This is a genomic window from Actinosynnema sp. (assembly GCF_052038725.1).
This window is the reverse complement of the sequence record NZ_JBQGCX010000301.1, coordinates 1-11653: the sequence shown is the minus strand read 5'-3', so window position 1 is coordinate 11653 and position 11653 is coordinate 1. Positions and strand designations below refer to the sequence as shown.

13 protein-coding genes are annotated in these 11653 nt (G+C 73.7%); 2 read left to right on the top strand and 11 right to left on the bottom strand.

Annotation, left to right across the window (positions count from 1 at the left end; genetic code table 11):
* Positions 1 to 181: 181 nt before the first annotated feature.
* Positions 182 to 2329 (bottom strand): serine hydrolase, encoded by a 2148-nt coding sequence (locus tag ACTUAL_RS06030; protein WP_440899542.1) that lies wholly within the window; start codon positions 2327 to 2329, stop codon positions 182 to 184.
* Positions 2330 to 2428: 99 nt separating this feature from the next.
* Between ACTUAL_RS06030 and ACTUAL_RS06025 the strand changes: the two genes are divergently transcribed.
* A complete protein-coding gene (locus ACTUAL_RS06025; RefSeq protein WP_096497024.1) occupies positions 2429 to 2656 on the top strand; it encodes an SCO4848 family membrane protein in 228 nt (75 codons plus the stop codon).
* A 26-nt stretch (positions 2657 to 2682) separates the two neighbouring features.
* On the top strand, positions 2683 to 3030 hold the full coding sequence (locus ACTUAL_RS06020; protein ID WP_096497025.1) for a hypothetical protein: 348 nt from the start codon (positions 2683 to 2685) through the stop codon (positions 3028 to 3030).
* A 131-nt stretch (positions 3031 to 3161) separates the two neighbouring features.
* Here ACTUAL_RS06020 and yhjD read toward each other — a convergent pair whose 3' ends face one another.
* From yhjD to ACTUAL_RS05970, 10 genes are all read right to left on the bottom strand, one after another.
* Positions 3162 to 4181, bottom strand: coding sequence for an inner membrane protein YhjD (gene yhjD / locus ACTUAL_RS06015; RefSeq protein WP_096497026.1), 1020 nt, complete (start codon positions 4179 to 4181; stop codon positions 3162 to 3164).
* A 144-nt stretch (positions 4182 to 4325) separates the two neighbouring features.
* Positions 4326 to 5345 carry a tryptophan--tRNA ligase gene (trpS, locus tag ACTUAL_RS06010; protein ID WP_440899541.1) on the bottom strand — a complete coding sequence of 340 codons (1020 nt, stop codon included), beginning with the start codon at positions 5343 to 5345 and terminating at the stop codon, positions 4326 to 4328.
* Positions 5346 to 5366: 21 nt separating this feature from the next.
* Positions 5367 to 5645: a hypothetical protein gene (locus ACTUAL_RS06005; RefSeq protein ID WP_096497028.1), complete on the bottom strand. Its 279-nt coding sequence runs from the start codon at positions 5643 to 5645 to the stop codon at positions 5367 to 5369.
* A gap of 186 nt (positions 5646 to 5831) precedes the next feature.
* Positions 5832 to 8348, bottom strand: a complete 2517-nt coding sequence (locus ACTUAL_RS06000; RefSeq protein ID WP_440899540.1) for a bifunctional FO biosynthesis protein CofGH — start codon at positions 8346 to 8348, stop codon at positions 5832 to 5834.
* A 146-nt stretch (positions 8349 to 8494) separates the two neighbouring features.
* Positions 8495 to 8842, bottom strand: a complete 348-nt coding sequence (locus ACTUAL_RS05995) for a HepT-like ribonuclease domain-containing protein (RefSeq protein ID WP_096497030.1) — start codon at positions 8840 to 8842, stop codon at positions 8495 to 8497.
* Positions 8832 to 9140 carry a nucleotidyltransferase family protein gene (locus ACTUAL_RS05990; RefSeq protein WP_096497031.1) on the bottom strand — a complete coding sequence of 103 codons (309 nt, stop codon included), beginning with the start codon at positions 9138 to 9140 and terminating at the stop codon, positions 8832 to 8834. Before ACTUAL_RS05990 ends, ACTUAL_RS05995 begins: the two co-directional genes overlap by 11 nt.
* Positions 9141 to 9181: 41 nt before the next feature.
* A complete protein-coding gene (locus tag ACTUAL_RS05985; protein WP_096497032.1) occupies positions 9182 to 9976 on the bottom strand; it encodes an exodeoxyribonuclease III in 795 nt (264 codons plus the stop codon).
* Between the two features lie 9 nt (positions 9977 to 9985).
* A complete protein-coding gene (locus ACTUAL_RS05980) occupies positions 9986 to 10201 on the bottom strand; it encodes a hypothetical protein (RefSeq protein WP_096497033.1) in 216 nt (71 codons plus the stop codon).
* Between the two features lie 55 nt (positions 10202 to 10256).
* Positions 10257 to 10583 (bottom strand): hypothetical protein, encoded by a 327-nt coding sequence (locus ACTUAL_RS05975; protein ID WP_096497034.1) that lies wholly within the window; start codon positions 10581 to 10583, stop codon positions 10257 to 10259.
* A 204-nt stretch (positions 10584 to 10787) separates the two neighbouring features.
* Positions 10788 to 11653, bottom strand: an 866-nt coding sequence (locus ACTUAL_RS05970; RefSeq protein WP_440899539.1) for an NADP-dependent isocitrate dehydrogenase, incomplete at its 5' end; no start/stop codon positions are given.

The window sequence follows — 11653 nt, the reverse complement described above, 5'->3', positions numbered from 1 at the left end:
CCCCGAGCACGGCGAAGGCCCCGGAGCCTGTGCTCCGGGGCCTTCGCCGGTGTTCCGCCGCTCGGGGGCCCGCCGCTGGTGGGTTCTGCCGCCGGTGGGTTCCGCCGGTGGGTTCCGCCGGGGTGGTCGCGCTGCGGCGGTCCTGCTCGGGCCGGTCCTGCTCGGGTCAGTCCTGCTCGGGTCAGTCCTGCTTGGGCCAGTCCGGCTTCGGGTCCGGCTCCGGGGCCGGGGCCTTGCGCTCGGGCGCCTCGTCGGGCTCGAACTGCTCGGCGGGCCAGCCGGGCACCTGGACGGCGCCCTCCCGGCGCACCGGCATGGTCCGGCCGCCCGGCGGCGCCACCGGCGGCTGGGGCGGGGCAGGCGGCTGCGCGGCTGGGGGCTGGGCAACCGGCGGCTGGGCGGTCGAGGGCTGAGCGGTCGGCGACTGCGTGGCCGGGGGCTGCTGCTCGGCCGGAGGCTGGGGCTGCTGCCGCACCTCGCGGGTGGCCGGTTCCGGCTTGGGCAGGACCGGGTGCGACTGGGTCAGCTCGCGGGTCGCGTCCGACGGCGGCGACAGCCTCACCTCGCGGGTGACCGCCTCCGACCCCGGCGTCCGGGGCTGCGCGGGCGCGTCCTGCTGGGCGGCCCTCGCGGCTTGGTCGGCGGGCGACGGCGCCGGGGTCCCCGGCTCGGCCACCGGCGGCGTGCCGGTCTGGATCTTCGCCGTCTGCGGGCCCTGCGTGCTCACCCACTGGGTCGGCGCGGACGGACCGGTCGGGACCTGGCCCGCCGGGATCTCCCGGCTCGCCCTGCTCGGCGGCTGACCCGGCTGCCCGGTCGGCGGCTGGCCCGCGGGGCCGTGGTCCGGGGCGGGTCGGCCGACCGGGAACTCACCGGGCGGCGGCGGGCCCGTGACGCCCGCCGGGCCCGTGCCCGCCTGGCCCGAAGCCTGCGAACCAGCGCCCGGAGCGCCGGCGCCCGGCGAAACCGCGCCGGCACCGGCCGTCCCAGTGCCCGGCGAAGCCGCGCCAACCGCGCCAGCACCAGCCGTGCCAGCACCCGGCGATGCCGCGCCCGCCGCACCAGCGCCAGCCGCCCCCGTCCCCGGAGCCGCCGCCGCTGCCGCCGCGCGCTTCGCGCGTGCCGCCCGTGCCCGCTTCGCGCGCAGGTACACCACCAGCCCGCCGAGCCCCCCCCGCCCGGCGAGCGCCGTGAGCGGCCCGCCGACGTTGCCGAAGGCGCGGCCCATGGTGGACGTCGGCTCCGGGTCGCCCCCCTCGTCCGCGGTCTGCCCCGGCGCGGGCGCCGCGAGCGTCGGGTTGGCCGCCGTGGTCTTCCGCTTGGCCTGCGGGGCCCCGTCGACCAGCTTGCCGACGGTGGTGCTCGCGGGCAGCGAGAAGCCGTAGTCGAGCAGCCTCGCCGCCTGGTCGGTGGTGCGCAGGGGCTGCTGCTGGGCGCGCAGCAGCACGGCCACGAGCCGCCTGCCGTCGCGCTCGGCCGCGCCCACGTACGTGTGCTGGGCGTCGTCGGTGAACCCGGTCTTGCCGCCGAGCGCGCCCGCGTAGGAGGTCATCAGCCGGTTGTCGTTGATGACCGGCTTGGTGCCGCCCTCCTCGGCCGGGAACTCGATGCGCTGGGTGGCGATCGCCCTGGCGAAGTCGGGGTACTTCATCGCGGCGCGGAAGATCAGCGCCACGTCGTAGGCGGAGGTGCTGGTGCCGGGGGCGTCGAGCCCGGACGGGGTGATGGCCCTGGTGTCGCGGGCGCCCAGCTCGGTGGCCAGCGCGTTCATCTTGCGGATGGCGCTGGGCAGGCCGCCAAGCCGCCTGGCCAGCGCGTTGGCGACGTCGTTGCCGGACGCCATGACCAGCGACTGGAGCAGCTGCTCGACGGTGTAGGTGTTGCCCGCCTTCAGCCCGATGCAGGTGCACTCCTGCTCGGTGTCCTCCTCGATGGCGGTCATCTGCGAGTCCAGCGGCAACTCCTTGGCCGCCACCATCGCCAGCAGGACCTTGATCACCGAGGCGGGCCGCTGCCTGCCGTGCGGGTCGTAGGCCGCGAGCACGGCTCCGCTGTCCATGTCCGCGACGAGCCAGGTCTTGGCCGTGATGCCGCTGGGCGCCCTCGGGGCCCCCTCGGGCAGCACGGGGCCGCACTCGCCCATCCGGTCACCCCCGATCGGCGGGTCGGGGACCTCCAGCGGTTCCGGTGGGCGGGCGCCGCTGGGCACATCCTCGGACGTGTCCACCGCCGGGGGCGGCGACACCCTGTTCTCGCACGTGGTCTGCTGCGCTGCCGCCTGCGGCGCGACGAGCGCGGCGTTGGCGAGCAGCGCGCACGCAGCCAGCACGAAGGCGGCTGCGGACCTTCGGGACGCGGGGGAACGCACCCGTCCAGGCTATCCACCCCGGTTGCGGGCGTCGCACCCACCACGTCGGATACTGAACGGGTGAAGCTCTCCCGAGGCACGTCCGCGTTCCTGCTGGCCTTCGGGATCTGGTCGTGGGTGATCTGGCCGAACTTCCTGCGCAACATCTGGAAGGACGAGCGCTCCTGGGACTCGGGGCCGACGGCGTTCTTCACCGTGCACCTGGTGCTCGTCATCGCGTCGCTGGTCTTCGGCACGATCATCGGCGTGCTCGGCGCGCGCGGCCTGCTGGCAGCCCGCCGCCGCTAACCCCCACCACACCTGGAGGCTCCACCGTGGACTTCGTCCGCCTGCTGCTGGTGTTCCTGCACCTGCTCGGCATGGGAATGCTCGTGGCCATGTTCTTCATCCAGCGGCGCGTCGGCGCGAACGGGCCGCTGAACAAGGGCTGGCTGCACGGCAGCGGGCTCCAGCTGGTCACCGGCGTCGCGCTGATCGGCCTCGCGCCGCTGACCGGTCGCGACTACGACGTCGTGAAGATGGGCGTGAAGCTGGCGCTGCTGGTGGTGCTGGCGGGCCTGGTCGCGGTGAACCTCAGCAAGAAGCAGGTCGCGACGTGGCTGGCCCCGGCCCTGGGCGGCCTGGTCGTGCTGGAGACCGCCGTCGCGGTGTTCTGGCGCTAGCGGGCCACGTCCGCCGGGCGCGAGCGGCACCCCGCCGCGCCCGGCCGCGACAGCCCGCCGCCGCGGCTCAGCGCCCCGGCGCCCGCTCCCGCGGCACCCACTCCCCCCGCGCCCGCACCCGGCGCCCGCGCTCAGCGCCTGCGCCGGAACAGCGCCCCGATCAGCACCCCGGCCCCGAGCAGCCCGACCGTCGCGCCGGGCGTCGGCGCCTTCCGCAGCTCGACCACCGGCCGGATCACCGCCGGTGGCGGCGGCAGCGGCGGGTCGCGCAGCACGTTCTCCTTCGCCGTCGCGGTCCACGCGGCCATGAACAGCATGAACTGCGCCAGCAGGTTCGCGAACACCAGCACACCGATCAGCGGGCCGAACGCCAGGCCGGTCGGCGAGGTGCCGATGATCCCCAGGTAGATCGACCCGCCCTGCTTGAGCAGCTCGAACCCGACCGAGGTCACCGCCGCGCCGCGCATGGCGCTGCGCCACGACACCGGCTTGCGCGGCAGCTTCGCCAGCACCCACAGGAACACCAGCCAGTTCGCGGCCAGGCCGAGCACGATCGTGCCCGCCCGCAGCAGCGCCTCGGCCCACCACACGCCGTCCAGCCCGATCCCGCGCAGCACCAGGTGCGCGAACCCGCTGCCGACGGCGGTGATGCCGACCGACACCACCAGCGCGATCCCCAGCCCGATCAGCGCGAACAGGTCCCGCACGGCGGTCTTGACGATCGGCAGGTCGGCCTTCGGGTAGCCCCACTGGGCGGTGAGCGCGTCCCGCAGGTTCGTGATCCAGCCGATCCCGGAGTAGGCCGCGCCGAGCAGGCCGAACACGCCGACCGTGCCCTTGGAGTCGATGGCCTGCCCGACGACCTCGTTGAGCGTGTCGCCGAGCGAGCCGGGCACCGCCTCGGTGATCGCGCCGCGCAGGTCCTCCAGCAGGGCGGGCTGGGAGGTCAGCACGATGCCCGCGACGGCGAAGCCGATCATCAGCAGGGGGACCAGCGACAGGACGCTGAAGTAGGTGACCGCCGCCGCGTAGTGGGTGCCGTACCGCTCGGTGTAGCGGACGCCCGCCCTGATCACGTGGTCGAGCCACGGGTACCGGGCGCGCAGCCGGTCGATCTTCGACTCCGCCGCGTCCGGCTTCGATTCCGCCACGTCCGCAAGCTAGTCGGCGCTCTGACCAGCCGCCACTCGGCATCCAGGTGATGTGCGCGCGATCTCCGGCGGGGGCCGCAGAACGGCGGCGAGGCCGGTCCCCGAGCGGGGGCCGGCCTCGGGCGCGGAGCGCCTCCGGGGGCGTCAGCCCGCCAGGAAGCCGACCTTCTCGTACGCGCGCGCCAGCGTCTTCGACGCGACCTCGCGGGCCCGCTCGGAACCGCGCGCGAGCACCTTGTCCAGCTCGGCCGGGTCGGCCAGGTACTCGGCGACCTTGGCCTGGACGGGCGTCACGAACTCGGTGAACACCTCGCCGAGGTCCTTCTTGAGGTCCCCGTAGCCCTTGCCGTCGTAGTCGGCGACCAGCTCGTCCACCGTCCGCCCGGTCAGCGCGGAGTAGATCACCAGCAGGTTGGACACGCCCGCCTTGTTCTCGGGGTCGTACACGATCTCGCGCCCGGTGTCGGTGACCGCGGAGCGGATCTTCTTGGCGGACCGCTTCGGGTCCTCCAGCAGCTCGACGACGCCCGCGGGCACGGACTTGCTCATCTTCGACGTCGGGTCCTGCAGGTCGAAGATCTTCGCCGTGTCCTTGACGATGTACGGCTCGGGCAGCCGGAACGTCTTGCCGAACCGGCTGTTGAAGCGCTGCGCCAGGTCGCGGGTCAGCTCCAGGTGCTGGCGCTGGTCCTCGCCGACCGGCACGTGGTGCGCCTGGTACAGCAGGATGTCGGCGGCCTGCAGGATCGGGTAGGTGAACAGGCCGACGCCGATGGCCGACTCGGCGCGCGCCGACTTGTCCTTGAACTGGGTCATCCGGCTGGCCTCGCCGAACCCGGTGAGGCACTGCATGACCCAGCCGAGCTGGGCGTGCTCGGGCACGTGGGACTGGACGAACAGCGCGGACCGCTCGGGGTCGATGCCGAGCGCGAGGAGCTGGGCCGCCGAGACGCGGGTGTTGGCCCGCAGCACCTTGGGGTCCTGCTCGACGGTGATGGCGTGCAGGTCGACGACGCAGTAGAAGGCCTCGTGCGTGTCCTGCAGCGCGACCCACTGCCGCAGCGCGCCGAGGTAGTTGCCGAGGTGGAACGAACCCGCCGTCGGCTGGATGCCGGAGAGGACCCGTGGACGGCTGACCGGTGCTGCTGCGGTTGATTCCGACACGGGACCAGTGTCCCAGCCGGGTCAGGCGGCCTTGGGGGCGGGCCTGACGTCGCCGGGCAGCGGCTCGACCGCCGTCGGCTGCACCGCCTGCTGCACCTGCACCACCGGCAGGGCCGCGGGCGTCGGGACCTCGCGCTTGCGGAAGAAGCGGATGACGCCGAGCACCATGCCCACCGCACCCAGCCCGACCGCGCCGAACGCGACGGGGGCGTCGAGCGGGCCCGCCGCGACCGCGGTGTCGGCCGCCAGGGCAGTGCCCTGGCCCGCCAGCACCGTCAGCGCGCTGACCGCCGCACCCACTGCTGCTGCACCACGACCGCGCACAGCCGTGCCTCCTCACCCACACCGCGTCACCGTTACGGGCGAACTTCGTTGACGGACGGCCGTGAACCTACAGAAGCTGTTGGGCTGCTGTGTTCTCTTCAGGTAAAACCTCGGCCAGGCGCAGACCCTAGCCACGACCGCCCCGGCGCTCGCACCCGGGGTCTACCCGGCGACCCCCACTGGGCCGTACGTCGTAGTGCGCTGGCGGGCGGGCCTGCCCGCGAGGGCGGCGGTGGCGGCCAGCTCGGCGGTGCTGCGCGCGGAGCCGTGCTCGGAGCCCGCCATGCGGCGGATGGTCTCCTCCCTGAGCGTGCCGCCCAGGTCGTTGGCCCCGCCGCGCAGCACCTCGGCGGTGCCCTCGTCGCCGAGCTTGACCCAGGAGCACTGGATGTTCGGGACCCGGCCGTGCAGCGCGATGCGGGCGAAGGCGTGCACGGCCCGGTTGTCGCGGCGGCTGGGGCCGGGCCGGGCGACGCCCGCCAGGTAGATGGGGGCGTTGCGGTGCACGAACGGCAGGCCGACGAACTCGGTGAGGCCGCCGGTGCGGTCCTGCAGGCCGGCCAGGACGCGGAAGTGGCCGAGCCAGTGGCCGGGGTGGTCGACGTGGCCGTACATCATCGTGGACGAGGAGCGGATGCCCAGCTCGTGCGCGGTGCCGACGACGTCGAGCCAGGTCGCGGTGGGCAGCTTGCCCTTGGTGAGGACCCAGCGGACGTCGTCGTCGAGGATCTCGGCGGCGGTGCCGGGGATGGTGTCCAGGCCCGCCTCGCGCAGCTCGGTGAGCCACTCGCGGACGCTGGCGCCCGCCTTGGCCGCGGCGCTGACGATCTCCATGGGGCTGAAGGCGTGCACGTGCATCCCCGGCACGCGGCGCTTGATCGCGCGCACGGCGTCGGCGTAGTACGTCACCGGCAGGCGGGGGTCGATGACGCCCTGCATGCAAATTTCGGTGGCGCCCTCCAGCCAGGCCTCGTGGGCGCGCTCGGCGACCTCGTCGGTGGACAGCCGGAACGCGTCCGCGTCGCGCTCGCGCTGGGCGAAGGCGCAGAAGCGGCAGCCGACGTAGCAGACGTTGGAGAAGTTGATGTTGCGGTTGACCACGTAGGTCACGTCGTCGCCCACGGCGTCGGCCCGCAGGTCGTCGGCGAGGCGGGCCATGGCCTGCTGGGCGGGCCCGTCGGCGGTGAGGAGGGCCTTGGCGGCGCCGGTGTCGTCGAGGAGGCGGTGCGGGGCGTCGGCGGCCAGGCGCAGGGCGCGGGCGGTGTCCTCGGGGAGGCGCTCGACCGCCTTGGGCACGCTCAGCGCGGACCAGTCGCCGTAGACGCTGTCGAAGTCGCCGCGCCGGTCGCCGGTGCGGCCCTCGGTGTCGACGGCGGTGTGCAGGTCGGCGCGCCCGGTGGTGTCGGCGGCGTCGGGCTCCTGCCACTCGCGGCCGACGACGGGCGCGTCCGGCTGGGCCAGCCCGTCCTCGCCCGCGAGGGCGGCGACGTGCGCGGTGAGCCGGGTGTCGATCCACTGGCCGGGGGTGGCGCGGGTGTACCGGGGGTAGGCGGCGAGCCGCTCGCGCAGCTCGAACCCGGCCTCGCGGGTGACCTCGGCGAGCCGGTCGACCTGCGGCCACGGGCGCTCGGGGTTGACGTGGTCGGGCGTGACGGGCGACACGCCGCCCCAGTCGTCGATGCCGGCGCGGAGCATGAGCCCGAACTCGTCGCCGACCAGGTTCGGCGGGGCCTGGACGCTGGTGGTGGACGGCATGACCAGCCGGGCGACGGCGATGGTGGCGGCCAGTTCGCGCAGGTCGGCGTCGGGCATGGAGCGCATGGCGGTGTCGGGCTTGGCCCGGAAGTTCTGGATGATCACTTCCTGCACGTGCCCGTACTGGCGCGCGACGGCCCGCATGGCCAGCAGCGACTCGGCCCGCTCGGCGATGGTCTCGCCGATGCCGATGAGGATGCCCGTGGTGAACGGCACGTTCACCCGCCCCGCGTCCGTGAGCACCCGGAGTCGCACGGCGGGCTCCTTGTCGGGGCTGCCGTGGTGCGGCTGCCCCTTCTCCCGCCAGAGCCGCTCGGAGGTGGTCTCCAGCATCATGCCCATGCTGGCCGCGACCGGCCGCAACCGCTGGAACTCCTCCCAGCTGAGCACGCCGGGGTTCAGGTGCGGCAGCAGCCCGGTCTCTTCGAGGACCGCGATGGCGCACGAGCGCAGGTAGTCGAGCGTGGACGAGTAGCCGCGCGCGTCGAGCCACTCCTTGGCCTGGTGCCACCGGTCCTCGGGCCGGTCGCCGAGGGTGAAGAGCGCTTCCTTGCACCCGGCGGCGGCGGCCTCGCGGGCGATGGCGACGACCTCGTCGCGCTCCAGGAAGGGCGCGTCGAGCTTGTGCGGGGCGGTGGCGAACGTGCAGTAGTGGCACCGGTCCCGGCAGAGCCGGGTGAGCGGGATGAACGCGTTGCGGCTGTAGGTGACGACCCCGGCCCGCCCCTCGGCGAGCAGGTGCGCGTCCCGCACCTTGGCGGCGGAGGCCAGCAACGAGTCGAGGTCGTCCCCGCGCGCGTGCAGCAGGACGGCGGCCTCGGTGGCGTCGAGCACGGCCCCGTCGGCGGCCCGCCGCAGGGCGCGCCGCATGGCGGCGGCGCCGGGCGCCGGGGAGGGCGGGGTGATCGAGATGTCCACGGGCACGTCAACGAGCCTAGGCGGAGGGTATTCCCCGGCGGGCGCGGAGCGTGATGATCGCCGCAGCGGGTTTGGCGCACGCCGACCTGGTCACGGGGGACCCGCAGGGCTGCGGTCACGCAGCGGAGTCACCCGGTCGCACCAGTGGCCGGTCAGCCGCCGGCCCCGTCGAGCAGGTCGTCGAGCGCGGTCTCCAGGACCGGGACCTTGTCGGTGAGGGTCTGCCACACCAGCGCGTCGTCGACCGAGGCGTAGCCGTGGATCAGGATGTTGCGGAAGGCGACGATCCGGTTGACGTCGGGGATGCGCGCCGCGAGCTCGGCGTCGAGCTTCCGGAGCTGGTTGAGCGCCTCGCCGACGATCTCGAACTGCCGCTCGACGGCCGACCGCAGCATCGGGTCGTCCTGGTAGTCGGCGAACGCCTTCCCTGCCCCGAACCGCCGCAGCAGGCCGACCGCCTGCCGGGCGTCCCAGAGGTAGGTGCGGGGGTCACGCGGCATAGACCTGCTCCCGGCTCTCCATCACCCGCTGCCGGAAGTACGGGTTGCGGATGCCCGCGCTGCTCACCAGGTCGACCGGCCGCCCGAAGATCAGCTCCAGGCCCTCGCGGAGCGCGAAGTAGCTGCCGAAGTGGTCGAACCCCGGCCGGGCGTCGAACTCGACGAGCAGGTCGACGTCGCTGGACTCGGGGTCGAACGCGTCGCCGAGGGCGGAGCCGAACACGTCGAGGCGGCGGACCCCGAGCGCGCGGCACAGGTCCCGCACCTCGGCCAGCCTGGTCGCGATCGCCTCGTGCACGGCGCCACCTCCCACCCGCGATTGTGCCCGATCCGCCCGGCTCAGTCCCGGTACTCCACCGTCACCGGCGCGTGGTCCGACCACCGCTCCGCGTAGGTCGCGGCCCGCTCCACCACGGCCGTCTCGGCCCGAGCCGCCAGCCCCTCGGTCGCCACCTGGTAGTCGATGCGCCACCCGGAGTCGTTGTCGAACGCCTTCCCCCGGTACGACCACCACGAGTACGGCCCCTCCACGTCCGGGTGCAGCGCCCGCACCACGTCCGCGTAGCCGCTCTCGAACACCGACCCCAGCCACTCCCGCTCGTACGGCAGGAACCCCGCCGACTTCTGGTTCGCCTTCCACGACTTCAGGTCCGCCTGCCGGTGCGCGATGTTCCAGTCCCCGCACACCAGCACCTCCCGCCCGTCGGCCGCCGCCTTCTCCCGCAGCTCGACCAGGTAGGGCAGGAACGCCGCCATGAACCGGTCCTTCTCGTCCTGCCGCTCGGTGCCGACCTCCCCGCTGGGCAGGTACAGCGACCCGACCACCAGCCCGGTCAGCTCGACCTCCACGTACCGCCCCGAGTGCGCGAACTCCTCGACCCCGAACCCGACCCGGACCGCGGTCGGCTGCTCGCGGGTCAGCACCGCGACGCCGCTGCGGCCCTTGACCGCCGAGTGCGCGTGCGCCGAGTGCCACCCCTCGGGGTCGCGCACCTCGTCGGCCAACTGCCCCGGTTCGGCCCGCACCTCCTGGAGGCACACCACATCGGCCCCGGTGGCGGCGAGCCACTCCAGGTAGCCCTTCTTGGCGGCGGCGCGCAGGCCGTTGACGTTGACGGTGGAGACGGTCAGCACCGGCCCAGCCTAGTCAGCCACGACCCACCCGTGGGGGTAGCGCGCGCCGCACCGGGCGCACTTCGCCACAAGCCCCAGCATCATCACCATCGGGCTCGACCCGTCCGGGGACGGCAGCCCGCGCACCGGGTGCCCGTCGAGGTCGGAGACCAGCTCGGGCCAGTCCGGCTCGCACGAGCAGGTGATGATCTCGTCGCGCTTGCCGCGCCGCCAGCTCAGGAACACCGGACAATCAGAGCACACCGGACGCCCGGCCCGCCCGCGCAACCCGCGGCCCGCCTCACCCGCAGTCCGCCCCCGCGGCCGTGGCCACGCCCTCCTGCGCCACCCACCGGTCGTCCGCCAGCAGCCGGAACCCGTTCTGCACGACCCGCTGCGCGTCCAGCACCGCCCCCCTCGGCGCGGTCGACAGCACCGGCAGCGCCGTGTCCGGCCCGCCGCGCACCTCCAGCACCTCGACGGCCACCTCGACCCGGCACGGGTCGGGCGCCCCCGACCCGAACCGCTGCCCGCCGCTGATCGCGTACATCGCCACCGCGACCCCGACGACCCCGAGCACGACCAGCCCGCGCAACCCGCGGAACGGCGCATCCACGCGCATGGGCATGGGACACCTCCTCGACCTGGGGTATAGCCAACCCACCCCCGGCGCGGAACTCCCCGGCACCCGAACCACCCACCACGCCCATCGGACGGGCGTACCCCGACGACCCTGCGTGACCGGAACCGGCCCGCGAGCCGGGAAGGGCCCCGGAGAACCCAACGGGCCCGGCCGCCGAAGCGACCGGGCCCGCCGAGAAGACGTGCGGCCTCAGCCCGCCATCTTCTTCTGGAGGTTCTCGTCCAGCGTGGCGAGGAAGTCCTCCGTGGTCTGCCACTCCTGGTCACGGCTGACCAGCAGCGCGAGGTCCTTCGTCATCTTGCCGCTCTCGACGGTCTCGACGATGACCTTCTCCAGCGTCTCCGCGAACCCGGTGACCTCGGGGGTCCCGTCGAGCTTGCCGCGGTGCTTGAGGCCACCGGTCCAGGCGAAGATCGACGCGATCGGGTTGGTGGAGGTCGGCTTGCCCGCCTGGTGCTGGCGGAAGTGCCGGGTGACGGTGCCGTGCGCGGCCTCGGCCTCGACGGTCTTGCCGTCCGGGGTCATCAGCACGGAGGTCATCAGGCCGAGCGACCCGAAGCCCTGCGCGACCGTGTCGGACTGCACGTCGCCGTCGTAGTTCTTGCACGCCCAGACGTAGCCGCCCTCCCACTTCATGGCCGCGGCGACCATGTCGTCGATGAGGCGGTGCTCGTAGGTGAGCCCCTTGGCGTCGAACTCGGCCTTGAACTCGGCCTCGAACACCTGCTGGAAGATGTCCTTGAAGGCGCCGTCGTACGCCTTGAGGATGGTGTTCTTGGTCGACATGTACACCGGGTAGTTCCGCTGCAGGCCGTACGAGAACGAGGCCCGCGCGAAGTCCTCGATGGACTTGTTGAAGTTGTACATGCCCATGGCCACGCCGCCGTCGGCGCCGTAGTTGGCGACGACGTGCTCGATCGGCGCGGAGCCGTCCTCGGGCGTGAAGGTCACGGTCAGCTTGCCCGCGCCGGGGACCTTGAAGTTCGTGGCCTTGTACTGGTCGCCGTGGGCGTGGCGGCCGATGATGATCGGCTTGGTCCAGCCGGGGACGAGCC